Raw genomic sequence first — 24910 nt, 5'->3', positions numbered from 1 at the left:
GCCTCACAGCCCGTCGGCAAGGTGGTAGTACACCGAATTCCACCGCAGTTCGCGCTGGAAGTCATGGGTGACGGTGTCGGCGTCGATGGTCACGAGTTCGGTGCCGGTGATCAGCGCCAGGTCCCGAATCGCGGACACCGATACCGCGGTGGTGAGCACGGTGTGGTGCGGCCCGCCGGCCATCAGCCAGGTCTCGGTCGAGGTGGACCATGACGGCAGGGGTTCCCACACCGCACATGCGACCGGCAGCCTCGGCAGGGCGGCAGGAGGCTCAATGACCTGAACTTCGTTGGCCACCAACCGGAACCGTCCACCGACATCGCAGATACCCAGCACCACGGCGTCACCGGGCGCGGCGGTGAAACGCAGCCGGACCGGGTCCTCCCGGCCACCGATGCCGAGTGGATGCGCTTCCACGGTCGGGGTGTGCGCGGCGATGCTGGGGCACACCTCGAGCATGTGGGCTCCGAGGATCGACTCCGCACCGGGGGTGAGGTCGTAGGTGTAGTCCTCCATGAACGACGTACCACCGGGCAGCCCGGTAGCCATGGTCTTGACGGCACGCACCATGGCGGCGGTCTTCCAGTCGCCCTCCGCACCGAAGCCGTAGCCGTCGGCCATCAACCGTTGCACGGCGATGCCCGGCAGCTGGCGCAGGCCACCGAGGTCCTCGAAGTTGGTGGTGAACGCGCTGAATCCACCCTCTTCGAGGAACTGCCGCAGACCGATCTCGATGCGTGCGGCCTCGCGCAGGGTGTCGTGTCGCTCGTTGCCGGGGCGCAACTCCACGGCGACGACGTATCGGTCCTGGTACTCCTGCACCAGCTTGTCGATATCGGTATCGGCGGCGCTGTTGACCGAGGCCACGAGATCGTTGACCGAGTACGAGTTCACCGAGATACCGAACCGGGATTCGGCTTCCACCTTGTCACCTTCGGTCACCGCGACATCGCGCATGTTGTCGCCGAACCGGGCAAGCCGCATGCCGCGCAGGTCCGCGGCGGCCAGCGCGGACCGCGCCCACGAACCGATCCGCGCGGTGGTATCGGGATTACCGACGTGGCCGGCGATCGTGGTGCGCGGCACCGACAGCCGCGTCTGGATGTAGCCGAACTCGCGATCCCCATGCGCCGCCTGGTTGAGGTTCATGAAGTCCATGTCGATGGTGTCCCAGGGGATCTCGACGCCGAACTGGGTGTGGAAGTGCAGCAGCGGCTGGCGCAGCGCGTTCAGCCCCCGGATCCACATCTTGGCCGGCGAGAAGGTGTGCATCCAGGCGATCACACCCACGCACTCATCGCTGGTACCCGCCTCGCTGAGCAATCGGTAGATGGAATCACCGGTGGTGACGACAGGCTTCCACACCACCGGGACCGGCAGGTCCGCGCTGGCGTCCAGCCGGTCGGCGATGACCCGTGATTGCTCGGCAACCTGGTCCAGGATCTCCTGACCGTACAGCGACTGGCTGCCGGTGACGAACCAGATCTCTTTTCTGGCAGGACTTTCCATGATCTTGGACATCAGCCCTCTTTCTGTCCGTAGACATTCTGGTAGCGCTCGTAGAGCGCGGTGACATCGCCGGCCGAGAGTTCCGCAGGGCGGCCGAGCTGGCGACTGAGGTAGGCGGTGCGCGCGACGTCTTCGAGCATGACCGCGGCCTTGACGGCCGACCGGGCATCCGGTCCGATGGTGAAGGGGCCGTGATTTGCCATCAGCACGGCCGCAGAACGGCTGCCGCGCAGCGTCTCCACGATCCCGCGCCCGATCGAGTCGTCCCCGATGGGAGCGAACGGGCCGACGGGTATCTCACCGCCGAACTCGTCGGCGATCATCGTCAGGATGCACGGGATGGGCTCCCCGACCGCCGCCCAGGCCGTGGCATATGTCGAGTGGGTGTGCACCACGCCCCCGACCTCCGGCATATGACGGTAGACGTAGGCGTGCGCCGCGGTGTCCGAGGAGGGCGCGAGTTCCCCGTCGACCAGTTCACCGTGCAGGTCGCAGACCACCATCTGCTCGGGCGTCATCGAATCATAGGAGACACCGGACGGTTTGATGACCATGAGTTCCCGGTCGGGAACGCGGGCCGAGACGTTGCCCGCGGTCCAGATCACCAGCTGGTAGCGGGTCAGCTCGGCGTGCAGATCGCACACCTGTCGCCGAAGCTGGGTAATCGCTTGGGACACTTCTGATGTCACGGTCACTGGGTAATCCTCGCCATATCGGGTTGGCCGGCCGCCGCGCGGATCGCCCGCAGCCTGCGCATCATCGGGTTTCCCCGACCGAACCAGTCGTGCAGCGCCACGTACTCGGCGTACAGGGCGTTGTAGCGTTCGACGTTCTCCGGGATCGGCAGGAACGCATTTCGGGTGCGTCCGCCCATCTGGGCCGACGCGGTGGGCACATCGGGGTAGATACCGGCCGCGGTTGCCGCATGGATGGCGGCGCCGAGAGCGGGCCCTTGCGCCGAGGTCACGCAGGACAGCGGTAATCCGGTGATATCGGCGTAGATCTGCATCAGCAGACGGTTTTTGATCAACCCGCCGGCGACCACGAGCTCCTCGACCGGGACTCCCGCGCGGTTGAAGGTCTCGACGATCATCCGGGTGCCGTATGCGGTCGCCTCCAGCAGTGCGCGGTACTGGTCGACACAGGTGGTGTCCAGGCTCTGCCCGACGATCACCCCCGACAGGTGATGGTCGACCAGCACCGAGCGGTTACCGCTGTGCCAGTCCAAGGCGACCAGTCCGTGTTGACCGATCTCCTGCTGGGCGGCCAACTCCGACAGGTGCTCATGTACCGATATACCGCGCTGCTGCGCTTCCCGCGTGTACTGCTCGGGCACACTGGATTTGGTGAACCAGGCGAAGATGTCGCCGACGCCGGACTGCCCCGCTTCGTAGCCCCAGAGTCCCATGGTGATGCCGCCGTCGACCACGCCGCACATGCCCGGTACGTCGCGGACCTCACGGGCGTTCATCACGTGGCATGTGGAGGTGCCCATGATCGCGACCAGGCGCCCCGGCTCGGCGGCATCTGCAGCGGCCACGGTGACATGGGCGTCGATATTGCCCACGGCCACCGGGATTCCGGCGGGCAACCCGGTCCATGCCGAAGCCTGCGCGGTCAGGTGACCGGCCGAAGCACCGAGCGCGGCGATCGGTTGTTCGATCTTGTCGGCGACGAAATCGACGAAGGCCGGATTGAGCGCGGCCAGGAAATCCCTGGACGGATAGGCGCCGTCCTGGCGGATCGCCTTGTAGCCCGCGGTGCTGACATTGCGCACATAGGTTCCGGTGAGCTGCCAGACGATCCAGTCGGCGCCCTCCACCCACCGGTCGATGGCGGCATAGACCTGTGGGTCCTCCTCCAGGATCTGCAGGCCTTTCGCGAATTCCCATTCGCTGGAGATGAATCCGCCGTACCGCGGCAGCCATGCCTCCCCCCGCACGGCGGCCAGGGTGTTGATGCGGTCGGCCTGCGGTTGCGCGGCGTGGTGACGCCACAGTTTCGCGTAAGCGTGTGGGCGGTCGGCGAATTCGGCCAGCTGACACAGCGGAGTGCCGTCGGCGCGGGTGGGCACCATGGTGCAGGCGGTGAAATCGGTGCCCACCCCGATGACGTCGGCGGGGTCGATACCCGCCGCGGCGACCGCCTCCGGCACCGCAAACCGCAGCACGTCGACATAGTCCTCGGGCACCTGCAGCGCATAGTCCGGTGGGAGCCGGACGTCGGCAACGCCCGGTAGCGCCTCGGTGATCACACCGTGGCGGTACACGTGGTCGGCGAACGCCAGTTCCTGCCCGTCGGAGACGCGCACCACCAAGGCACGCCCGGACAACGTCCCGAAGTCGATACCGACGACATACCTGCCCCTGGTCATCGATCCGCCCTCTCCGCCGTGGTGCGGAAACGGACCATCACGACCACCCCTACCGAGCTTGTGCGCTGCATCACACTGCGAATGTTAACGTGAACATTCACGATCGGTCAACGCACGATTTGTGTCGTCACCACACCCCACCGGTGCGGTCGTGCACCCCGTTCACGTAGGCCGGTACCAGCGATTCGGACCACCAGAACCAATGCCGGACCGGGGTTGACCCGCCGCTAGGTGATCGTTAACATCCAAAATGTGATGCCGGCCACTTTCTCCCCTGCCGGCGATGCCGGCCATCGGCGCGCGGCCGAGCGGCAGATCCCGGGAACGAACAGGAGTCAGGTGTGAAGAGAACCTTTGCGGCCGTCATCGGCATCGCCGCCGTCACCGCCGCCGTGGCGGCCTGCGGGAGCGGGAAGGCCCCCGAAGGCGGTGGCGGTGGTGCCGGCGGCGCGACCACCCTGGGCTTCGCCCAGGTCGGCGCCGAAAGCGGTTGGCGTACCGCCAACACCCAGTCCATCAAGACCGCCGCGCAGGCCGCCGGCATCGACCTGAAGTTCGCCGATGCCAACGGCGAACAGGAGAAGCAGATCTCGGCCATCCGCTCATTCATCCAGCAGGGCGTCGATGTCATCGCCTTCAGCCCGGTGGTTCGCACCGGTTGGGACGCAGTGCTTCTGGAGGCCAAGAACTCCAAGATCCCGGTGATTCTCACCGATCGGGCGATCGACACCCAGGAGAAGGACGTCTACAAGACGTTCATCGGCGCCGATTTCGTCGAGGAAGGCAAGCGCGCCGGCACGTGGGTGGCCGATCAGTACGCCGGCGCACCGGGGCAGGTCGACATCGTTCAACTGGAGGGCACCACCGGCGCCGACCCGGCCATCGACCGCGACACCGGTTTCAAGCAAGGCATTTCGTCGAACCCGAACCTGCGGATCGTGGCCTCGCAGACCGGTGATTTCACCCGCTCCGGCGGCAAGCAGGTGATGGAAGCCCTGCTGAAATCGACCCCGAAGATCGATGTGGTGTTCGCGCAGAACGACGATATGGGTCTGGGTGCCATGGAGGCCATCGAGGCCGCGGGCAAGGTCCCCGGCAAGGACATCAAGATCGTCGCGGTCGACGCCACCCACGACGGGATGCAGGCACTGGCCGACGGGAAGTTCAACTACATCGTCGAATGCAACCCACTGCTCGGGCCGAAACTCATGGACCTGGTGAAGCAGGTGGCCGCGGGTGAGCAGGTACCGGCCCGTGTCGTCGTTCCCGACGAGGCCTTCGACCAGCAGCAGGCGATCAAAGCGCTGCCCGGACGTCAGTACTGAGCGGCGGGGATATGCCCGCGAAGGAGCCCGTACCCGTCGTCGAGATGCGGGACATCTGTGTCGAGTTCCCCGGAGTCAAAGCGCTTGATGCCGTGGACTTCCGGTTACTGCCCGGCGAGGTGCACGCCCTGATGGGTGAGAACGGCGCCGGCAAGTCCACCCTGATCAAGGCGTTGACCGGGGTGTATCCCATCGACTCCGGGCAGATCATCGTCGACGGCACGCCACGGTCCTTCACGGGGCCGCGCCAATCCCAGGAAGCCGGTATCAGCACCGTCTACCAGGAGGTGAACCTGTGCCCGAACCTCTCGGTCGGCGAGAACATCCTGCTCGGCAGAGAACCGCGACGGTGGGGGCATATCGACTACCGCGCCCTGCACCGCCGGGCCGGCGAACTCCTCGCCCAGCTCGAACTCGACATCGACTCCCGGTCACGGCTGGGCGCCCATCCCATCGCGGTGCAACAGTTGGTGGCGATCACGCGGGCCACCGCCATGCGGTCGGCGGTACTCATCCTCGACGAACCCACCTCCAGCCTGGACGCCGGTGAGGTCAGCGAACTGTTCGGTGTCATCCGCCGGCTGCGCGACGCCGGGACGGCGATCCTGTTCGTCTCGCACTTCCTCGATCAAATCTATGCGATCTCCGACCGGATCACGGTGCTACGCAACGGAAAACTGGTCGGAGAGTACCTGACCACCGAGCTACCCCGAGTCGGCCTGGTCACCGCCATGCTGGGCCGCGCTGTCGACGCTCTCGACGAGGTCGCCGACACCACGGCGGCAATCGAGGTGACCGGCACGCCGGTGGTGTCACTCCAGGGTTTGGGCCGGGTGCCCGCGGTGGAACCGGTCACCCTCGATATCCGCCGCGGCGAGATCATCGGGCTGGCCGGGCTGCTGGGATCGGGCCGCACCGAACTGGCCCGGCTGATCTTCGGGGCCGACCGCGCCACCGCCGGTCAACTGTGTGTCGACGGCAAACGGGTGATCATGCGGACGCCGCGCACCGCCATCGATCACCGGTTCGCATTCACCTCCGAGAACCGCAAGGAAGACGGAGTTTTCGGGGAACTCACCGTTCGGGACAACCTGGTGCTCGCGCTGCAGGCCCGCCGCGGCTTCGCCCGGCCGTTGTCGGCGCGAGCCAAGGACGAACTGGTCGACAAGTACATGGAGGCCTTCGACATCCGGCCGCGCCGGCCCGATGCCCTGATGAAGAACCTGAGCGGCGGCAATCAGCAGAAGGTGCTGCTGGCCCGCTGGCTCATCACCGAACCGCAGCTGTTCATCCTCGACGAGCCCACCCGGGGTATCGACATCGGCGCGAAAACCCAGATCCAGCAACTTGTCACGGAGTTGGCCGCCGGCGGGATGGCCGTGCTGTTCATCTCCGCCGAGCTTGAGGAGGTGACCCGGGTGTCCCATCGCATCGCGGTGATGCGGGACCGTCGCAACGTCGCCCAGGTCGATACCGACCAACAGCCCGACCTGCACGAACTGATCGCGGCGAGCCCGTCATGACCAGAAGGATCGCCGCACACCAATTGTTCTGGCCCGCATTGGCGCTCATCGCGCTGCTCGCCGCGAACGCCGTGCTGTCCCCCGGTTTTCTCAGTGTGCGCGTCCAGAACGGGCACTTGTACGGCAGTCTCATCGACATCCTGCGCAACGGTGCGCCGACACTCCTCGTCGCGCTGGGCATGACGCTGGTGATCGCCTCCCGCGGCATCGATCTGTCCGTCGGCGCGGTGGTGGCGATCGCCGGCGCCGTGGCGTGCGCCCACATCGCCGGCTCATCCCAGCCCGACAGCGTGGCCACGGTGCTGACGGCGATGGCCTTGGCCGTACTGGCGGCCGCCGTGCTGGGTCTGTGGAACGCCACCCTGGTGGCGGTGCTGGGTATCCAACCCATCATCGCCACGCTGGTCCTGATGACCGCGGGACGCGGTATCGCGCTGTTCGTCACCGAAGGCCAGATCGTCACCGTCACCAGCGCCCCGTTCAAGATGCTGGGGGCGGGCTACTTTCTGGGCCTGCCGGTCGCGATCCTGGTGAGTCTGTCGATATTCGTGCTGATCGGCCTGCTCACCCGCCGCACGGCGCTGGGCATGCTGCTGGAGGCCGTCGGGATCAATCCCGAGGCAGGCCGGCTGGCCGGGGTACGCAGCCGGACCATCGTTTTCGCGGTGTATCTGTTCTGCGCGCTGTGCGCCGGCATCGCCGGCCTGATGATCGCCTCGAACATCTCCGCCGCCGACGCCAACAACGCCGGGCTGTGGATCGAGATGGATGCCATCCTGGCGGTCGTGATCGGGGGCACCTCACTGCTCGGCGGCCGCTACAGCCTCACCGGGACCCTGCTGGGCGCGTTGATCATTCAGGCGCTGACCACCACCGTCTACACGCTGGGTATCCGACCTGAGGTCACGCTGGTGTTCAAATCCGTTGTGGTGGTCGCGGTCTGTCTCATGCAGTCGGCGAAGTTCCGCGCGTCGTTCACCCGCGGCCGCCGACGTCCCACGTCCGGACCTCCGACCGCACCGACACGTGCCCGCCGGACCGAGCCGAAGGTGCCCGCATGACGACCACCCTCGCCCCACCCCGGATCCGTAAGCTGGCGACCGGAAAGTACACCGGACCGCTGGCCACCCTGGCATTGTTCGCCGTGATGTTCGGCGGCGTCCTCAATCGTTACGATTTCTCCAGCCCCACACAGGTTTTCCTCAATCTGTTCGTCGACAACTCCTATCTCATCGTGCTGGCCGTCGGGATGACCTTCGTGATCCTCACCGGCGGTATCGATCTGAGCGTCGGGTCGGTAGTCGCGCTGTCGACGGTCATCCTGGCCAAGACCCTGCAACAGGGCTGGCCCACCTCCGTCGCCATCATCACCGTCATGCTCGTCGGTCCCGCACTGGGACTGGTGATGGGCGTGATGATCGAACGCTTCGATGTCCAGCCGTTCGTCGCGACATTGGCCGGCATGTTCCTGGCGCGCGGGATGTGTTACGTCGTCAGCGTCGATTCACTGCCCATCAAGGACCCGGCGGTGCGCACCCTGGGTCTGCACTACCTGTACCTCTACGACGACAAATTCATCCGTTGGCCGGTGGTCATCGCGCTCGTCGTGGTGGTGGTCGCGCTGTACGTCCTGCACCTGACCCGGTTCGGCAGAACGGTGTACGCGGTCGGCGGTAACCGGCAGTCGGCACAGCTGATGGGTTTGGACGCGGCGGCGACCCGGATATCGGTGTACGTCATCAGCGGATTCTGCGCATCGCTGGCGGGCGTCCTGCTGGCCGTGCAAAAGCTCTCGGGCTACAGCAACAACGGAATCGGGCTGGAGTTGGATGCTATCGCCGCGGCCGTGATCGGCGGTGTCATCCTGGCCGGAGGCGTGGGCTACGTCGCGGGCGCCCTGATCGGGGTGCTGGTACTGGGCACCATCGAGACGTTCGTCACCGCGGCCAATCTCGATTCCTACTGGACCCGCATCATGACCGGCGCACTGTTGCTGATATTCGTTCTGGTCCAGCGTGTCTTGGTGCGGCCGACGTCATGAGCCCCGGCAATAATAGGTCGATGAGCCGCAAGCCAGTCATGTCCGACGTTGCCCGGCTCGCCGGGGTGTCCCATCAGACGGTGTCGCGGGTGATCAACGGCTCCCCCAGTATCCGGCCCGCCACCCGGGAACGGGTGGAGCACGCCATCGCCCAACTCGGCTACCGCCCCAACAGCGTGGCCCGCGCGCTGGTCACGAGCAGGTCGGGCATCATCGGGATCATCGGCAGCAGCACCGCCCAGTATGGCCCGGCGAGCACCCAACGCTCGGTGGAGGAGTCGGCCCGGGAGGCGGGTTTCTTCTCGAGCTCGGTGACATTGGCGTCGTTGACCCGACAGGAGATTCGCAGCGCGCTGGATCATCTGTCGCGGCTGGCGGTGGAAGCCATCGTGATGATCGTGGCACAGCAGGACGCCCTCAACGTGGTGAGCTCCGAGGATTTCGGGGTGCCGGTGATCGTGGTGGAAGGTGATCTGTCCGGGTCCGGGTTGTCGGTCGGGGTCGACCAGATCGGTGCCGCCCGCACGGCCACGCAGCATCTGATCGACCTCGGCCACACCGAGATAGCCCATGTCAGTGGTCCCGATGGCTGGCCGGAGGCGACGGCGCGCACCAAGGGATACCTCGACGCGATGCTCGCCGCGCGATTGGCGCCGCGCCCACAGTGGCGCGGTGACTGGAGCGCGGGGCGTGGGTACGAACTCGGCCAACAGATCGCGGCCGATCCCGATATCACCGGGATCTTCGTCGCCAACGACCACATGGCCATCGGGGTGCTGCACGCGCTGGCCGAGGCCGGCCGCCGGGTGCCCGACGAGGTCAGTGTGGTGGGCTTCGACGACATCCCCGAAGCGCCCTATCTCATCCCCGCGCTGACCACCATCCGCCAGGACTTCGCCGCGGTCGGCCATCGCGCCATTGCCCTGGTGAAAGCTCAACTGTCCGATACCGAATGCGAGACGGCGCTGCTGGGCGCGGATCTCGTGGTGCGGGACAGCACGGCGCCCCCGCCGGGGACGGCTTAGATGCGTACCGCCGAGGTCACCGCCCACGGCCTCGAATACGAGCTGTCGGCCGGCGGGGTGCGCGCCGTGCTCACCGGAGTGGGCGCGGCGATCCGGCAGCTGTCGGTGGACGGTGTCGATCTCACCCCGGGCTACCGACCCGACGTGCTGCGGCCGTTCTACTCGGGCACGGTGCTGATGCCATGGCCCAACCGGGTACGCGACGGCCGCTGGACGCACGGTGGCGTCACGCAGTATCTCGATATCACCGAACCGCGGCGCGCCAACGCCCTGCACGGACTCCTGTGCTTCACCGAGTATCGGCTCCTGGAGCACACAGATTCCTGTGCAGTCCTCGGGGCGCAGGTCTTTCCGCAACACGGGTACCCGTTTCAGCTGGACACCCGGGTCCGCTATGCCCTGGTCGACGACGGTCTGCACGTCACGCACACCGTCGCGAACACCGGACCGGAGACCGCGCCCGTCGGCATCGGCACCCACCCGTTCCTGTGCATCGGCGATGTGCCCACGGCCGCACTGACATTGACCGTCGCCGCCGATGACCACATCGATGTGGACGACCGCCTCAACCCCGTCGGGGTCAGCCCGGTGCACGGCGGTTACTGGGATCTCCGCGCCGGGCGTCTGGTTGCCGATCTCGACCTGGACGATGCCTGGACTGGTCTGCACATAAGCGACGGCGGTAGCACACACACCTTGAGCGCACCCGACGGTCGGACGGTATCCCTGTGGGCCGATGAACAATTCGGCTATCTCCAGGTGTTCACCACCCGCCGCTATCCGGTCGGTGACGGGTTCAGCACCGCGATTGCGGTGGAACCGATGACCGCCCCCGCCGACGCCCTCAACAGTGGGGCCGGCCTGCGGTGGCTTGAGCCCGGCCAGGACTGGTCGGCATCTTGGTCGATCCGCTACCGCGGCACCGCTCAGTAGACGCGGCGCGCCGCCCCGCTCGGGATACCGCACAGGAAATCCGGTTTCGGTAGCCGGTGGTCCTGGGCGGCCCGGCCGACGGCTTCGATGACGTCCCGCAATCGTTCGGTCCTGACCAACGCCAGCGCCGAACCGCCGAACCCGCCACCGATCATCCGCGCCCCCAGTGCGCCCGCATCCAGGGCGGCGTCCACCGCAGTGTCCAGCTCCGGCGAACTGACCACCAGATCGTCGCGCAGCGACGCATGCGAGGCGCTCAGATGTGGTCCGATGGCGGCGATCTCATCCGCGCGCAGCAGATCGGTGACCGCGCTGACCCGGCGGATCTCGGTCAGGACATGCCGCAACGCGCGCCGCAGCGGCGGGTCGTCGGTTCCGGCGCAGTTCAACACCGCGTCGACATCATCGGTGTGCAGCAGTGCCGAGCGGCCGATGCGCGCGCACACCCGCTCCACCCGAGACCGCCGCAGCCCGTAGGACCCTTCGACCAGCCGGTGCGGCGCGTTGGTGTTGATCACCAGAAGGACCACTCCCGCAGGCCGGCAGTCGAGTTTCAGGTGTTCCACACCAAAGGTGTTGCAGTCCAAGAGCATCACATGACCGGCGCGGGCACGCAGAGCGGCGGACTGATCCATGCCACCGGTGGCGGCACCGACCACGACGTTCTCGGCGGTGATGCAATCGCGGGCCAGCGTGCGGCGCCCGGAATCGTCGGTCGCCGCGCCGAACAACTCGGCGATCGCCAGCGCGGTCGCCGTTTCCAGCGCGGCCGAGCTCGACAAGCCGGCGCCCTGCGGCACCGACGAATGCACGGCGATGTCCAGACCCGGTATCCGGGCGATGGTGTCGTGGTAGGTCATCGCCCACGGCACCCCGGCGACGTACCCGGCCCACCCGTTCGGCCGGTGTGGCCCGATATCCGCACCGCCGCCCTCCCAGTGGTCCTGGTGACCGGTCGACGCCAGCCGGACCCGGTCCTCGTTGTGCACCCGGACCGCGACGGCGGTGGCGTAGGGCAACGCGAAGGGCATCACCGAGGCGCCGATGTAGTCGATATGCTCGCCGATCAGGTTGACCCGGCCCGGCGCCATCCACACCCCGTCCGGCGCCCCGCCGAAGCGCTCCCGGAACAGGTCGTCGGCCCGACCACAGAGTTCGTCGGGCGCAGCAGGAGCCACCAGATCAAGGTTGTTCATCGTCGGTGCCCTCATGCGATCTCCCGAAGCCGGTCGGCGATGTGTTCCGGAGTGGTGTCGTTGACCCATGCCCCCATCGCGGATTCCGAACCGGCCAGGTACTTCATCCGGCCGGGCGCACGCATGAGGGAGAACAACTGAAGGTGCAGCCGTCCGTGGGCACGGTCGGGTCCGACCGGTGCCTGGTGCCATGCCGCGATGTACGGAGTCTGGTCGACCCCGTCGAAGAAGCGGTCGACCCTGCCGAGCAACTGCAGGTAGATCGTGGCCAGCTCGTCCCGTTCGGCATCGGTCAGCGCGGGGAAATCCGGCACATCACGATGCGGCACAAGGTGTATCTCCAGCGGCCAGCGCGCGGCGGCGGGGACGAACGCGGTCCAGTGCTCAGCGGTCACAAGCAGCCGGCGTCCCGAATCGCGTTCGGCGCCAAGGATATCGTCGTACAGGTTGCGACCGGTGCTGGCGGCGTGGCGGCGCGCCTGCCGAACCATTGCCTGGGTCCGCTGCGGCAGGAACGGATAGGCGTAGATCTGGCCGTGCGGATGGGTGAGCGTCACCCCGATCTCGCGACCGCGATTCTCGAAGCAGAACACCTGTTGCACACCGGGTACCGCCGACAGTTCGGCGGTGCGGTCCGCCCACGCCTCGATGACGGTGCGCGCCCGCCGATGCCCCAGGGTGGCGAAGCTGGCATCGGGATCGCTGGTGAAGCACACCACCTCGCAGCTGCCCGTACCCGGTACCTGCGGCCACAGCGGCTCACCGTCGACATGGGTGTCGGTTGCCGCTGCACGGGAGGACAATGCGGGGAAACGGTTTTCGAAGACGACAACGTCGTAGTCGGCGGCGGGTATCTCGGTGGCCGGCCGGCCCGGCCGGGTGGGTGCCAGTGGCGATTCGTCCGGGCCCGGCAGGAATGTCCGGTCCATCCGATGCGCGGCGATGGTCACCCATTCGCCGGTGAGCACGTCGTAGCGCAGCTGCGATTCCGACACCGCGGGTTCCAGCGGCCTGGTGTCGGTGAGCCCTCCGGTCCGCCGCATCCGCCCTCCGCTGTCGAGTTCGTCGAAGTAGATGAGCCGGCGGCCGTCTGCCAGGGTGGTGACGGTCTTGCGGACGGTTGCGGTCGTGACGGTAGGCGGTGTGGGCACGGGTCAGCGACCGCCCCTGCGCTTGTTGTAGATGTCGAAGCCGACGGCCGCGAGCAACACGAGACCTTTGATGACCTGTTGCACGTCGCTGCCGATGCCGACGATCGACATCCCGTTGTTCAGCACACCGAGCACCAGACCGCCGATGATGGCGCCGAACACGGTGCCCACGCCTCCGCTGGAGGATGCTCCGCCGATGAAGGCCGCGGCGATCGCCTCCAGCTCGAAGTTGATACCGGCCTGCGGGGTGGCCGAATTCAGCCGCGCGGCGAACAGCAGCCCGGCGACCGCGGCCAGCATCCCCATGTTGACGAACACCAGCAGGGTGACCCGTTTGTTGCGGACACCGGACAGGCTGGCGGCTGCGGCGTTGCCGCCGACGGCATACACCTGGCGCCCGAACACGGTGTTACGCATCAGGAATGCGTAGACCAGGGTGAGCACGACGAGGATGATGCCGACGATCGGCACGCCACGGTAGCTGGCCAGCAAGAGGGTCACCGCGCCCAGCGCCACCACGATCCCTGCGCACTTGGCGACGAACAGGGCTCGGCTGGAGACCTCCTGGCCATACTGCAGTTGTGCGCGTCTGCGCCGGATCTGCATGATCACGGTGGCGACCACGGCAATGCCGCCGAGGATCACCGTCGGCCAGTGGTAGAGCGCGGCATTGCCGAGTTCGGGCAGGAAGCCACTGCTGACCTGCTCCAGCCCGCGGGGCATCGGCGCGATCGATTGTCCTTCGAGCACGTACTGGGTGGCGCCGCGGAACACCAGCATGCCGCCGAGTGTCACGATGAACGACGGAATACCCACATAGGCGATCCAGAAGCCCTGCCATGCGCCGATGAGTGCGCCCATCCCGATGCACAGCAGCACGGCCAGCAGCCACGGCATATCGTTGCGCACCATCAGGACGCCGGCCATCGCCCCGGTGAAGGCCGCCACCGAGCCGACCGACAGGTCGATGTGACCGTTGATGATCACGATGACCATCCCGATCGCCAGGACCAGGATGTAGCCGTTCTGCTGGATGATGTTGGTGACGTTGAGTGGTTTGAGGACGATTCCGCCGGTCCACACCTGGAACAGCAGCAAGATCGCGATCAGCGCGACCACCATTCCGGACTGACGCACATGCGACATCAGGAACCGAGTCACCGCGTTACCGCCGCGTCCGGACGGCGGCGTTCCGCCCTTGTCGATATCGGGCGCCGGCTGTTTCGCGGTGATGGTCACGCGGATCCTTTCATCATGTGGTGCATCAGGGTCTCTTGTGTCGCGTCGGCACGCGGCACCTCTCCGGTCAACCGGCCCTGACTGAGGGTGTAGATGCGATCGCAAAGCCCGAGCAGCTCAGGCAGTTCGGAGGAGATGACGAGGACGGCCTTGCCACGGGCGGCGAGTTCATTGATGAGGACGTAGATCTCGTGCTTGGCGCCGACGTCGATACCGCGGGTCGGTTCGTCGAGGATCAGCACGTCGGGGTCGGTGAACAGCCACTTGCTGAGCACCACCTTCTGCTGGTTGCCACCGGACAGTTTCCCGGTGGCGGTCTGCACCGACGCGGTCTTGATTCGCATCGAGGACCGGAATTGTTCCCCGATCCGGGTCTCCTCGTGGTGGTCGATGACCGAGTGGTGGCTGACCTTGTCCAGGGAGGCCAGGCTGATACTGGTGGCGATGCTGTCCATCAGGTTGAGCCCCAGGCTCTTGCGATCCTCGGTGGCATAGGCAATTCCGTTGCCGATGGCGCGTGGCACCGTACTGGTGTCGATCTCGCGGCCGGCCTTGAACACCTTGCCGTTCTCGTAGCGCCCGTACGATCGCCCGAACACACTCATCGCGAGCTCGGTGCGACCGGCGCCCATCAGCCCGGCGATTCCGACGATCTCCCCGGCTCGGACGTTCAGCGTGACATCGTCGACAACCTTGCGGTGTTGGTCGATTGGGTGCAGCACGGTCCAGTTGGCCACCGAGAACACCACATCGCCGATCTCGCAGCCCTGCCGGGACGGGAACCGGTCGGACAGATCACGGCCGACCATCGCCCGCACGATGGCGTCCTCGGTGAGGTTCTCGTCGACCGGCACGGTGTCGATGGTGCGGCCATCCCGCAAGGTGGTGACGGTGTCGGCGACCTGCAGCACCTCATTGAGCTTGTGCGAGATGATGATCGAGGTGATGCCGTGCTCGCGCAGACCGACGATCAGCTCGAGCAGGTGTTTGCTGTCCGAATCGTTGAGGGCCGCGGTCGGTTCGTCGAGGATGAGCAAGCGGACATCCTTGGACAGCGCCTTGGCGATCTCGACGAGTTGCTGTTTACCGACGCCGATATCGGAGACCCGGGCCTGCGGGCTTTCGCGCAGACCCACTCGATCCAGCAGCGTCTGCGCCTTCTGCAGCGTCCGGTCCCACGAGATCACCCCGCGGCGTGAGATCTCGTTGCCGAGGAACATGTTCTCGGCGATCGACAGGTAGGGCACCAGGGCGAGCTCTTGGTGGATGATCGCGATACCGCACCGCTCGCTGGAGCGGATATCCCGAAATGCGCACAGCTCCCCGCCGAATCGGATCTCCCCGTCGTAGCTGCCATGCGGGTACACGCCGCTGAGGATCTTCATCAGGGTCGACTTGCCGGCCCCGTTCTCGCCACAGATGGCGTGGATGGCACCGGCCTGCACCGTGAGGTCCACTCCGGACAGCGCTTTGACACCGGGAAACTCCTTGGTGATTCCCCGCATCTCCAACAGCGGTGTCGCGGTCACTTCACCTGGTCCGGCGTGTAGTAGCCCGAATCGATCAGGACCTTCTGGTAATTGGACTTGTCGACGCTCACCGGATCCAGCAGATAGGACGGCACGATCTTGTCCCCGTTGTTGTAGGTCTTGGTGTCGTTGACCATCGGGGTACCACCGGTCAGCACGGCGTCGGACTCCTGCACTGCTGCCTTGGCGAGTTCGCGGGTGTCCTTGAAGACGGTCTGGGTCTGCTCACCGGAGACGATCGACTGCACCGAGGCGAGTTCGGCGTCTTGGCCGGTGACGATGGGCAGCGGTTTGGCCGCATTGCCGTAGCCGGCGCTCTTGAGCGCCGAGAGCACACCGCGGGAGATGCCGTCATACGGTGAGAGCACGGCGTCCAGGCGGGCCGTGGTGTAGGCCTGGCTGAGCAGGTTGTCGGTCCGGGACTGAGCCAGTCCGCCGTCCCAGCGCAGCGTGGCGACCTGGTCGAAGGTGGTCTGCCCGCTGCGCACCACCAGCTTCCCGCTGTCGATGTAGGGCTTCAGCACACTCATCGCGCCGTCGTAGAAGAAGGTGGCGTTGTTGTCGTCGGGCGATCCGGCGAACAGTTCGATGTTGAACGGTCCCGCGCCACTGGCGAGTTTGAGCTTGTCGACGATGTAATTGGCCTGGAGCACTCCAACTTTGAAGTTGTCGAAGGTGGCGTAGTAGTTCACGTTCGGGGTGCCCTTGATCAACCGGTCGTAGCTGATGACCGGGATCTTGGCATCGGCGGCGCGCTGCAGTGTATTGGTCAGCGAGGAACCGTCGATCGGTGCGATCACCAGGAGCTGGACGCCCTTGGTGATCATGTTCTCGATCTGCGAGACCTGGTTCTGCACGACATCATCGCCATACTGCAGGTCGGTCTTGTATCCCAACGCCTGGAACTGGTCCACCATGTTCTGGCCGTCGCCGACCCATCGCTCCGAGGACTTGGTCGGCATCGCGATACCGATCGTGCCTTTCTCGGGGCTGCCACCCTTGGCGGCCTCGGTGGACCGGCCGCAGCCGACCAACACCACGGTGGCCATCACCAACAGAGCGACACACCATCTCAGCAACCGCATCTTTCCTCCTGCCGACACGCGGGCGGGGGTTCCGAGACCCAGCCTTTCCCGCGTTCTCTCCAAATGTGAACGTTAACACTCCACGGAAAGTATGTGAGCCAGTTCACTCGATGTCAATGGGATGCTGCACTGCCGCACCGATTACCCAGGTGAGCGCGATTATTTTGGGGTCAAACCACCGGGGCGGCGGCCCTACCGTTCGAACGACGATGTGATCATTAACATCGCGACACTTCTGGCGCCGCCGCGACCCCGGGGCCGATCCGCATGTGATATCCGCAATGCGCCGAGCAGCGTCCCATCCACGCAGAGTCCGGATCCGAATACCGGATGTGACACACATACATCCAGGTGGCCGGTCCATCGCGGTGATCGGCAGCGGCGTGGCCGGACTCACCGCCGCCTACGTACTGTCCGACCGGGACAACGTCACACTGTTCGAGGCCGATGCCCGCTTCGGCGGGCACGCCCACACGCAGTACGTCGACGACGGTGCGGGCGGCACCATCGCAGTCGACACCGCCTTCCTGGTGCACAACGACCGCACCTACCCCACGCTGTGCCGGCTGTTCGGCGAGCTCGGTATCGCGGTCCAGGACACCGATATGTCGATGTCGGTGCGCGATGACGCCAGCGGGCTGGAGTACGCCGGGGCGCGCGGTCTCGGCGGACTGTTCCCGTCGTGGTCCAACCTGACCCGGCCGCAATACCTGCGGATGTTGACCGAGGTCAGGCGGTTTCACCGATCGGCCACCGAGCTGCTGGACGCCGACGACACCGGCGAGACCGTCGGCGCGTTCCTCGAGCGGCACCGCTTTTCCCGTTACTTCACCGAGCACTTCATGAAGCCACTCATTGCGGCGGTCTGGTCCTGCCCGCCAGGTGACGCACTGCGATACCCGGCCCGCTACCTGTTCGTCTTCCTGCAGCACCACGGCATGCTGTCGGTGTTCGGTTCCCCGGTGTGGCGGACCGTCACCGGCGGTTCGGCCACCTACGTCGAGGCGATCGTGGCGCGCATCTACGAGCCGCTGACCAATGCGCCGATCGTGTCGGTGCTCCGCAGGGACGACGGGGTACTCCTCACCGCAGCAGACGGCCCGGCCCGCCTGTTCGACGCCGTCGTCATCGCCACCCATCCCGACCAGGCCCTGCTGATGTTGGCCGCACCCACCGCAGCGGAGCGGGCCGTGCTGGGTGCGATCCCGTACAGCCTGAATCAGGCACAGCTGCACACCGATACGTCGATCCTGCCCAAGCATCCGCGGGCCCGGGCGTCCTGGAACTATCTGACCGGGCCCGACAACGACGCCGTCACGGTGACCTACGACATCACCCGGCTGATGCGCCTGGGCGGCCAGAAGCGCTACCTGGTCACCCTCGGCGGAAACGACCGAGTCGACCCGTCTTGCGTGCTGGCCGAGATGATGTACAGCCATCCGGCCTACACCACGGAATCCGTTGCTGCCCAGGCACTTCTACCGACCATCGATGACGACCGCGTGGTATTCGCCGGGGCCTACCACGGCTGGGGATTCCACGAGGACGGCGCAGCCGCAGGGCTACGGGCCGCGCAGCGACTCGGTGCCCGCTGGCCGACCGGAGCCACCGAGAAGACACTCACATGCTGACGCCCGCGCTGTACCGCACCAAGGTGACCCATGTGCGCCGGGCGCCCGTGCGCCACTTCTTCGAACACCGCGGCTACAGCTGGTACATCGATATCGATCAGCCGCCGCGGCTGCCGCGCTGGCTGGCGCCGTTCGCCCGGTTCGACGCGCGCGACCACCTGCAGGGCGGGCCGAAAGATTCACTGCGGCAACGGGTCGACGCCTTTCTGGATGCGCAGGGCATCGACCTGCAGGGCGGCACGATCACCGCGCTGTTACAGGCCAGGGTACTGGGCTACGTGTTCAATCCGCTGAGCCTGTTCTGGTGCCACGATCGGGACGGCACCCTACGCTGCGTCATCGCCGAAGTGCATAACACCTACGGCGAGCGGCACGCCTACCTGCTGGATCCGGACACCTCGGAGCCGGTCGACAAGCAGATGTACGTATCCCCGTTCAACGGGATGGATGGCCACTATCGCGTGCGGGCGCCCCTGCCGGGACCACTCCTGGACGTGGCGATCTCCTTGCACCGCGACGTCCATCCGACATTCGTGGCCACCTTGCACGGCATGCGGCGACCGGTGAGGGTCGCCGAGGTGGTGCGCCTGCAGTTCGCCGCGCCGCTGGCACCGCTGACCGGGGCGCTGGCCATCCGCATGCATGGCATCTACCTGTGGCTACGCCGCGTTCCGCTGACTCCCCGACCCCACACCGTCACCCGCGAAGGAATACCCGCCCGTGAGCATTGATGTCGAAGGTTTCGAAGCCGACCACGTCGTTGATTCGGTTCGCTGGCCCGACGTGGCGACCGTGCCGTCCGGTCCACTCAACACCGTCTCGGCGGCGATCGCCGACCGGCTGCTGCGACGGGCGGTCACCCGGCTGCCGGTCCGGCTGGTCTACCCCGACGGTTCGGTGGTGGGCGCCGCGGATCCGACCCTGCCCACCATGGTGATTCACCGGCCGGAGGCACTGGCCCGCCGGATCGGCCGGTACGGATTGATCGGCTTCGGCGAAGCCTACATGGCCGGGGACTGGGAATCCGCTGACCTCGCCGGAGTGCTCACCGAGTTCGGACGATCCCTGGCTGAGCTCATACCTCCTGCCCTGCAGCGGTTTCGGCGGTTCGCGGTGGTCCGGGCGCCGCGCTCGCAACGCAACCACCCCACCCAGGCGCGGGAGAACGTGTCCGCGCACTACGACCTGTCCAACGAACTGTTCGCCGAGTTCCTCGACAAGACGATGACCTACTCCAGCGCACTGTTCGATCACCTGCCGGCCACCTGGGCGGAACTGCCTGCGGCGCAGCACAACAAGATCGACCGGCTTCTCGACGCGTCGGGCGTACACGTGGGCAGCGAGGTGCTCGAGATCGGTACCGGATGGGGCGAGCTGTGCATCCGGGCCGCCCGCCGCGGCGCCCACGTCCGTTCGGTCACGCTGTCGGTCGAACAGCAGCGCCTCGCACAACAGCGGGTGGCCGCGGCAGGGTTCTCCGACCGGGTGAGTATCGAACTGCTGGACTACCGCTCGGTGCAGGGACAGTACGACGCGGTGGTCTCGGTGGAGATGATCGAGGCCGTCGGCTATCAGTTCTGGCCGACCTATTTCCAGACGCTGGAGCGGCTGGTGCGTCCGCACGGCCGCGTCACCATCCAGGCGATCACCATGCCGCATGACCGCATGCTGGCCAGCCGCGACACCTACACCTGGATCCAGAAGTACATCTTCCCCGGTGGACTGCTGCCCTCGGAAGACGCGATCGCCGATATCACCGCGCGACATACCGGGTTGCGGACCGTGGACGTGTCGTGGATGGGGTCGCACTACGCCGAGACGCTGCGGCTGTGGCGGGAGCGGTTCCTGCACCGCGGCGAGGCAGTGCACGCCTTGGGGTTCGACGAGGTGTTCGTGCGGATGTGGGAGCTGTACCTGGCGTACTCCGAGGCCGGCTTCCGCTCGGGCTACCTCGACGTGCTGCAGTGGACATTCGCACCGACATCGCGGCCGACATGACCACACAGGTCCGGCCGGCCGCTAGGCTACGGCTCGTGACCACCGACCTCGACGTCCTGTTGCGCCGGGTCGCGCGCCGTGACGCCGAGGCCTTCGCCCAGTTCTACGACCACACCAGAGCCAGGGTGTTCGGCCTGGTCACCCGGGTGCTGCGCGATCCCGGCTACAGCGAGGAGACCACGCAGGAGATCTACCTGCAGGTCTGGCACAACGCCGGAGGCTACGACCCGGCAGCGGGGTCACCGCTGGCCTGGCTGATGACGCTGGCGCATCGCCGCGCGGTGGACCGGGTGCGTTCCGAGCAGTCGGCGAGCCAGCGCGAGTCCCGCTACGGCGCGGCCAGCGTGGACACCCCCACCGACCACGTCGCGGATTCGGTGATCACCCTCGACGAGCATCGCCGCGTCGTCGAGTGCCTCGGTTCGTTGACCGACGTGCAGCGTGAGTGCATCGATCTGGCCTACTACGGCGGACTCACGTACCGGCAAGTCTCGGAACGCCTTTCGGCGAATCTCGCCACCGTCAAATCGCGGATGCGCGACGGCCTGCGCGCGCTGCGTAACTGTCTGGGTGCCGCATGACCGGGCCCGTCGAGCATGAGGTGATGACGCTGGCGACGCCGTACGCGTTGCACGCCGTCGATGACGGTGAGGTCGAACGCCATCTGGCCGACGCGCCGCCCGCGGTCGCCCAGGAGTTCACCGCCGAGGTCGCCGCGGTGCGCGAGTCGATGGCACGGGTTTCGGCCGCGACCGCATTGGAGCCGCCGGCCTACCTGCGGGACCGGATCCTGGCCGCCGTCGAGTCACCAGGTCAGGTGCATGAGCTTCGGCCCAACCGGTGGCGGACGGCCGTGCTGGCCGCGGCGGCGGCCGTCGTCGTGGCTGCTGCCGGTGTAGGGGTGGGGATCGCACTGCGGCCGACGACACCTGCACTGACTCCCTCGACCGCGCAGCAGGTGTTCGCCGCACCCGACGTGCGCACCGTGTCCGGCCCGATCCCCACCGGCGGTACCGCCACCGTGGTGTTCTCCCGGGAACGCAACGCCGGCGTGCTGGTCATGAACAATGTCGCCCCGCCGGCCACCGGCACCGTCTACCAGATGTGGCTGCTGCGCGATACCGGTCCGCAGTCGGCGGGCACCATGGATCAGGCAGCCGTGGCACCGTCCACCACCGCTGTGCTGCCCGATCTCGGGGATGCGACCGCCCTGGCATTCACTGTGGAGCCGGGCAAGGGCTCGACCGCACCGACCGCACCGATCTTCGCCGAGCTACCGCTGACTTAGGCCGGTCGGCCCGGCTTGGGTAAGCTTCGAGCGTCCCTGGCCCCCGTAGCTCAGGGGATAGAGCACGGCTCTCCTAAAGCCGGTGTCGCAGGTTCGAATCCTGCCGGGGGCACTTTTATGTGTACGACCTCGGGTAATGGGTGACGTTTCTACTCCGGCTGATGGTTGACGTTGTTTCGGCTGATGCTTGTCAGTTGCTTCGGTTGATCCTTGGCACCCCCTGGATGAGGGAGTTGCGATGGTGACTGCACACCCGGAGCGCAGCACCTTGAGGTTCGCCCTTGCGCGCGCCTGCACAGTCCATAGTTGTTGCAGGGCTTCGATATCGACCGCCGGGGAACCTGGACCTCGGAACCGCCGGTCGACTCAGCCCGGTAACACCGTGAGATGGAGCCGAGCGATGATTCGCAGGGCCTGAGCCGGGTCGCAGCCATCGAACACTGCGGCGTGTACTCCGCGCATCGCCCCGGTGATCGCTTGAGCGGCTGCCGCGATGTCGGTATCCGGGTCGATCGCCTCGGCGCGCGCCGACGTAGCGAGCAGTTGCGCGACCGCCTGCTCGAAGGTGTCGTGCCAGCGCAGGGCGAAGCTGTCCGACCGAGGAACCCCGAGATCGCGGAAGAGGACGTGCGCGGACGGCGTGGCATAGATGGCTTCGGCTGACAGCCGCAGGAACAAGCTCAACTGCAGCAACGGCTCGGATGGCCATTGGGCCCCTTGATACCGCTGACCCATGGCATCGATCAACACCGTGGCCGCATCGTCGATCGCCGCTCGGAAGAGGTCACGCTTGCTCTCGAAATGATGAAAAGCGGTACGCAGCGCGACACCGGAAAACCGGGCCACTTCTTCGACCGTGATCTGGCTGTAGTCGTGATCTCGCAGCAATGCTTGCGTGGCGTGCATCAAGCGGGCATCCGTCGGGGCGGATTCGGCAACACCGTCGGACGCGTCGTGGACCCACCGGTACAACGTGGCCGGGTGCACCCCCAGCTCCCGCGCAACGGCCGATGCGCGCTGGCCACCGAGGACGCGCTCGACCGCGGCGCGCCGCTCGGGGTCGCTCCGGTGCGCCCTCTTACTCATCCGCCGATCGTACTCGGAGTTGCGTCATTTGCATTGCACATGCAATTGTCGCAATATTGAACGCGCGGCAGATCACCCAGACCACGTCAGGCGCCAATGAGGGGGTTATCGATGAGCAAGCCGTTCCGCGCTTCGCGAGCGCTGGTTACCGGTGCCAGCTCGGGAATTGGCGAGGCCTTCGCCCGAGCGCTCGCGAAGCGCGGTTGCGACCTCGTGTTGGTGGCCCGCCGACAGGATCGGCTCGACGCACTCGCCGACCAGCTTGAGGCGAAGTATGGAATCTCCTGTACCCGTGTCACTTTCGACCTATCAGTGGATGGAGCGGGCAGCCGGCTGCGCGATCTCGTCGAAGGGGATATCGACCTCCTCATCAACAACGCCGGCTTCGCCACTCAAGGGCCATTCCTCGATGGGGATGCGAAGGATTTTGCGCGGGTGCTGGCGGTCGACATCGGAGCGGTAGTCGATCTCTGTCATGCGTTCCTGCCCGAAATGGTTCGGCGCCGTCACGGGGCCATCATGAACATCTGCAGCACCACTGCTTATCAACCGGTGCCAACCCTGGGCGTGTACGCGGCGTCGAAGTCCTTCGTGCTCAGCTTCAGCCAATCCTTGTGGTACGAAGCAAAACAGCACGGAGTCAAGGTCTTTTCATTCGCCCCAGGCCCCACCCACACCGAGTTCTTCGATGTGATCGGCGAAACCGCGACAGTGGTAGGCCGACTGCAAACCGCCGATCAGGTCGCCGCGGCCGGTCTGAGGACACTCGATCGCCGCCAGCCGCCACCCTCCGTGGTCTCGGGGCTGGGCAATTCGCTATCCGCTGCACTGGCGAGGCTTGTCCCGCGACGCCTGTTGCTCCCGGCTCTTGCGCGGTCGATGCGCCCACTCAAAGAGTCGAGCATGAGCTCGCATCGGGGCCGGGGCAGCCTGAACAACCCCTAGTACAACGTCATTCACGATCACCTATGAGGAGCGGATCATGATCCTGGTTACCAGCGCAGCAGGCGGTGTCGGACGTCCGCTGGTTCGAGGTCTCGCGGCGAACGAACGCGACGTGCGGGCCTTCGTCAAGAACGAGGAGCAAGCGCAGCGATCGAAGGCCGACGGCGCCACCGACATCGTGATCGGAGACCTCCGACAACCAGGCGACCTCGAGACGGCGCTACGCGGAGTGAGCCAGATCTATCACGCCGCCCCGACCCAGCTCGTGAACGAGCTTCCCGTGACCGAACGGCTGATCGCAACGGCTCGGGCCGAACGGTTGGATCACGTCGTCTTCCACTCGGTCATCCATCCCGACATCGCCGAGCTTCCTCATCATCGACAGAAGCTGCTGGCCGAAGGGGTACTACGGGAGTCCGGTCTGCCCGTGACGATCCTTCGTCCCTCGCACTACATGCAGAACGTGCTGGACTTCTGGGACTTCTTCGGTGCGGGCCTACTCCCGTATCCCACCTCCCCGGAGAGCCGGATGGGTGTGGTCGACGTCGAGGACATCGCTGCCGCGGCCGCCAACGTGTTGACCCACCCCGAGGGGCACATCGGCAAGACGTATGACCTGTCTGCCGTCGAACTCGATCGCCACGAGATGGCACGGATCTGGAGCCGAGTGCTCGGCCATCCGATGACCGCCGTCCGACTGCCCCCAGAATCCTTGACCAATCCTCTGCTGGCCGTTGGACCGTTCGGTGCTGCGATTGCGCGGTCACTGGTTTCGACCAAGCTTCGTTCGGTCCCGCACATCATTCGTGGACTCCGCGCCGCGCCCAATGCCCGTGGCTTCCGTAGTTGGCCCGCGGATGCCCAGGACACCTACGTACAGATGATGAAGTACTACGACGTGCACGGACTACCCGCCGGCAACTTCGATGACCTACCGAAGGTACTGGCGCGGCCGGCCACCAACTATGAGCAGTTCGCGCGCCGCATCGCATCAGCACACGGCCTCACTGCACCTTGAGGCACCCGACTTCA

General features: G+C 66.2%; 22 protein-coding genes and 1 tRNA gene. 14 read left to right on the top strand and 9 right to left on the bottom strand.

The genetic code is table 11. The features are described from left to right. Positions 1-3 precede the first annotated feature (3 nt). From araA to araB, 3 genes are read right to left on the bottom strand one after another with little or no spacing between them, the layout of a single operon-like run. Positions 4-1521, bottom strand: coding sequence for an L-arabinose isomerase (gene araA / locus H7J86_RS19735; RefSeq protein ID WP_267292768.1), 1518 nt, complete (start codon positions 1519-1521; stop codon positions 4-6). Continuing rightward, complete coding sequence (locus H7J86_RS19730) at positions 1521-2204, bottom strand: L-ribulose-5-phosphate 4-epimerase (RefSeq protein WP_090354827.1); 684 nt, start codon at positions 2202-2204, stop codon at positions 1521-1523. Before H7J86_RS19730 ends, araA begins: the two co-directional genes overlap by 1 nt. After that, positions 2201-3883 carry a ribulokinase gene (araB, locus tag H7J86_RS19725; protein WP_187096878.1) on the bottom strand — a complete coding sequence of 561 codons (1683 nt, stop codon included), beginning with the start codon at positions 3881-3883 and terminating at the stop codon, positions 2201-2203. The genes H7J86_RS19730 and araB overlap by 4 nt, the downstream gene beginning before the upstream one ends. A gap of 341 nt (positions 3884-4224) precedes the next feature. Here araB and H7J86_RS19720 point away from each other — a divergent pair, with 341 nt between their 5' ends. The 6 genes from H7J86_RS19720 to H7J86_RS19695 are packed head-to-tail and all read left to right on the top strand — an operon-like array spanning position 4225 to position 10730. Continuing rightward, complete coding sequence (locus H7J86_RS19720) at positions 4225-5208, top strand: ABC transporter substrate-binding protein (RefSeq protein ID WP_090354823.1); 984 nt, start codon at positions 4225-4227, stop codon at positions 5206-5208. An 11-nt stretch (positions 5209-5219) separates the two neighbouring features. Continuing rightward, positions 5220-6731 carry a sugar ABC transporter ATP-binding protein gene (locus H7J86_RS19715; RefSeq protein ID WP_267292766.1) on the top strand — a complete coding sequence of 504 codons (1512 nt, stop codon included), beginning with the start codon at positions 5220-5222 and terminating at the stop codon, positions 6729-6731. After that, a complete protein-coding gene (locus H7J86_RS19710) occupies positions 6728-7792 on the top strand; it encodes an ABC transporter permease (RefSeq protein WP_267292764.1) in 1065 nt (354 codons plus the stop codon). The genes H7J86_RS19715 and H7J86_RS19710 overlap by 4 nt, the downstream gene beginning before the upstream one ends. Continuing rightward, positions 7789-8772: an ABC transporter permease subunit gene (locus H7J86_RS19705; RefSeq protein WP_267292762.1), complete on the top strand. Its 984-nt coding sequence runs from the start codon at positions 7789-7791 to the stop codon at positions 8770-8772. Before H7J86_RS19710 ends, H7J86_RS19705 begins: the two co-directional genes overlap by 4 nt. Before the next feature lie 20 nt (positions 8773-8792). Then, on the top strand, positions 8793-9797 hold the full coding sequence (locus H7J86_RS19700; protein WP_187096881.1) for a LacI family DNA-binding transcriptional regulator: 1005 nt from the start codon (positions 8793-8795) through the stop codon (positions 9795-9797). Continuing rightward, complete coding sequence (locus tag H7J86_RS19695; protein WP_267292760.1) at positions 9798-10730, top strand: aldose 1-epimerase family protein; 933 nt, start codon at positions 9798-9800, stop codon at positions 10728-10730. On the opposite strand, the gene H7J86_RS19690 is transcribed toward H7J86_RS19695, so the two are convergent. Genes H7J86_RS19690 through chvE form a run of 5 tightly spaced genes read right to left on the bottom strand, consistent with a single transcriptional unit; the run spans position 10724 to position 16930 of the window. Then, entirely contained in the window at positions 10724-11941 is a 1218-nt protein-coding gene (locus H7J86_RS19690; RefSeq protein WP_267292758.1) for a galactokinase, read from the bottom strand. The two genes, H7J86_RS19695 and H7J86_RS19690, sit on opposite strands and share 7 nt — an antisense overlap. After that, a complete protein-coding gene (gene galT, locus H7J86_RS19685) occupies positions 11938-13077 on the bottom strand; it encodes a galactose-1-phosphate uridylyltransferase (RefSeq protein ID WP_267292756.1) in 1140 nt (379 codons plus the stop codon). Before galT ends, H7J86_RS19690 begins: the two co-directional genes overlap by 4 nt. A gap of 3 nt (positions 13078-13080) precedes the next feature. Continuing rightward, on the bottom strand, positions 13081-14316 hold the full coding sequence (gene mmsB, locus H7J86_RS19680) for a multiple monosaccharide ABC transporter permease (protein ID WP_443677657.1): 1236 nt from the start codon (positions 14314-14316) through the stop codon (positions 13081-13083). Next, positions 14313-15821, bottom strand: a complete 1509-nt coding sequence (gene mmsA, locus H7J86_RS19675; protein ID WP_267293038.1) for a multiple monosaccharide ABC transporter ATP-binding protein — start codon at positions 15819-15821, stop codon at positions 14313-14315. Before mmsA ends, mmsB begins: the two co-directional genes overlap by 4 nt. Before the next feature lie 20 nt (positions 15822-15841). Then, the gene (chvE, locus tag H7J86_RS19670) at positions 15842-16930 is read right to left on the bottom strand and encodes a multiple monosaccharide ABC transporter substrate-binding protein (RefSeq protein ID WP_187096883.1); all 1089 of its coding nucleotides are present in this window, start codon (positions 16928-16930) and stop codon (positions 15842-15844) included. A 368-nt stretch (positions 16931-17298) separates the two neighbouring features. Between chvE and H7J86_RS19665 the strand changes: the two genes are divergently transcribed. The 6 genes from H7J86_RS19665 to H7J86_RS19640 all read left to right on the top strand — a co-directional run bounded on the left by H7J86_RS19665 (position 17299) and on the right by H7J86_RS19640 (position 21959). Then, entirely contained in the window at positions 17299-18561 is a 1263-nt protein-coding gene (locus H7J86_RS19665) for an NAD(P)/FAD-dependent oxidoreductase (protein WP_372517311.1), read from the top strand. After that, positions 18555-19292, top strand: coding sequence for a DUF1365 domain-containing protein (locus tag H7J86_RS19660; RefSeq protein WP_267292752.1), 738 nt, complete (start codon positions 18555-18557; stop codon positions 19290-19292). The genes H7J86_RS19665 and H7J86_RS19660 overlap by 7 nt, the downstream gene beginning before the upstream one ends. Beyond that, positions 19288-20559 carry a class I SAM-dependent methyltransferase gene (locus H7J86_RS19655; protein ID WP_090355078.1) on the top strand — a complete coding sequence of 424 codons (1272 nt, stop codon included), beginning with the start codon at positions 19288-19290 and terminating at the stop codon, positions 20557-20559. The genes H7J86_RS19660 and H7J86_RS19655 overlap by 5 nt, the downstream gene beginning before the upstream one ends. Next, positions 20556-21140: a sigma-70 family RNA polymerase sigma factor gene (locus H7J86_RS19650; protein WP_090355077.1), complete on the top strand. Its 585-nt coding sequence runs from the start codon at positions 20556-20558 to the stop codon at positions 21138-21140. The genes H7J86_RS19655 and H7J86_RS19650 overlap by 4 nt, the downstream gene beginning before the upstream one ends. Continuing rightward, positions 21137-21847, top strand: coding sequence for an anti-sigma factor (locus tag H7J86_RS19645; RefSeq protein WP_267292750.1), 711 nt, complete (start codon positions 21137-21139; stop codon positions 21845-21847). Before H7J86_RS19650 ends, H7J86_RS19645 begins: the two co-directional genes overlap by 4 nt. 39 nt (positions 21848-21886) lie before the next feature. Then, positions 21887-21959, top strand: a tRNA-Arg gene (locus tag H7J86_RS19640). A 254-nt stretch (positions 21960-22213) separates the two neighbouring features. Here the strand turns inward: H7J86_RS19640 and H7J86_RS19635 are convergent. Continuing rightward, positions 22214-22933 carry a TetR family transcriptional regulator gene (locus H7J86_RS19635; protein ID WP_187096887.1) on the bottom strand — a complete coding sequence of 240 codons (720 nt, stop codon included), beginning with the start codon at positions 22931-22933 and terminating at the stop codon, positions 22214-22216. Positions 22934-23044: 111 nt separating this feature from the next. Between H7J86_RS19635 and H7J86_RS19630 the strand changes: the two genes are divergently transcribed. Together H7J86_RS19630 and H7J86_RS19625 are read left to right on the top strand one after the other, a co-directional pair. Continuing rightward, the gene (locus H7J86_RS19630) at positions 23045-23878 is read left to right on the top strand and encodes an SDR family NAD(P)-dependent oxidoreductase (RefSeq protein ID WP_267292748.1); all 834 of its coding nucleotides are present in this window, start codon (positions 23045-23047) and stop codon (positions 23876-23878) included. 37 nt (positions 23879-23915) lie between these two features. Next, positions 23916-24896 (top strand): SDR family oxidoreductase, encoded by a 981-nt coding sequence (locus H7J86_RS19625; RefSeq protein WP_267292746.1) that lies wholly within the window; start codon positions 23916-23918, stop codon positions 24894-24896. The last annotated feature ends 14 nt before the right edge of the window (positions 24897-24910 follow it).

This window comes from Mycobacterium hackensackense, assembly GCF_025822555.1.
GTDB classification, from domain to species: Bacteria; Actinomycetota; Actinomycetes; order Mycobacteriales; family Mycobacteriaceae; genus Mycobacterium; species Mycobacterium fluoranthenivorans.
The sequence above is the reverse complement of the archived record's forward strand: the minus strand, read 5'-3'. Positions and strand labels throughout refer to the sequence as shown.

Bases quoted from the DNA above. Each gene is read 5' to 3' on its own strand.
- H7J86_RS19650 (WP_090355077.1), top strand. From the start codon at position 20,556: ATGACCACACAGGTCCGGCCGGCCGCTAGGCTACGGCTCGTGACCACC.
- araA (WP_267292768.1), bottom strand. From the start codon at position 1,521: ATGTCCAAGATCATGGAAAGTCCTGCCAGAAAAGAGATCTGGTTCGTC.
- H7J86_RS19710 (WP_267292764.1), top strand. From the start codon at position 6,728: ATGACCAGAAGGATCGCCGCACACCAATTGTTCTGGCCCGCATTGGCG.
- H7J86_RS19660 (WP_267292752.1), top strand. From the start codon at position 18,555: ATGCTGACGCCCGCGCTGTACCGCACCAAGGTGACCCATGTGCGCCGG.
- H7J86_RS19625 (WP_267292746.1), top strand. From the start codon at position 23,916: ATGATCCTGGTTACCAGCGCAGCAGGCGGTGTCGGACGTCCGCTGGTT.
- H7J86_RS19645 (WP_267292750.1), top strand. From the start codon at position 21,137: ATGACCGGGCCCGTCGAGCATGAGGTGATGACGCTGGCGACGCCGTAC.
- H7J86_RS19705 (WP_267292762.1), top strand. From the start codon at position 7,789: ATGACGACCACCCTCGCCCCACCCCGGATCCGTAAGCTGGCGACCGGA.
- H7J86_RS19715 (WP_267292766.1), top strand. From the start codon at position 5,220: ATGCCCGCGAAGGAGCCCGTACCCGTCGTCGAGATGCGGGACATCTGT.
- H7J86_RS19690 (WP_267292758.1), bottom strand. From the start codon at position 11,941: ATGAGGGCACCGACGATGAACAACCTTGATCTGGTGGCTCCTGCTGCG.
- araB (WP_187096878.1), bottom strand. From the start codon at position 3,883: ATGACCAGGGGCAGGTATGTCGTCGGTATCGACTTCGGGACGTTGTCC.
- chvE (WP_187096883.1), bottom strand. From the start codon at position 16,930: ATGCGGTTGCTGAGATGGTGTGTCGCTCTGTTGGTGATGGCCACCGTG.
- H7J86_RS19700 (WP_187096881.1), top strand. From the start codon at position 8,793: ATGAGCCGCAAGCCAGTCATGTCCGACGTTGCCCGGCTCGCCGGGGTG.
- mmsA (WP_267293038.1), bottom strand. From the start codon at position 15,821: ATGCGGGGAATCACCAAGGAGTTTCCCGGTGTCAAAGCGCTGTCCGGA.
- H7J86_RS19695 (WP_267292760.1), top strand. From the start codon at position 9,798: ATGCGTACCGCCGAGGTCACCGCCCACGGCCTCGAATACGAGCTGTCG.
- H7J86_RS19635 (WP_187096887.1), bottom strand. From the start codon at position 22,933: ATGAGTAAGAGGGCGCACCGGAGCGACCCCGAGCGGCGCGCCGCGGTC.
- H7J86_RS19630 (WP_267292748.1), top strand. From the start codon at position 23,045: ATGAGCAAGCCGTTCCGCGCTTCGCGAGCGCTGGTTACCGGTGCCAGC.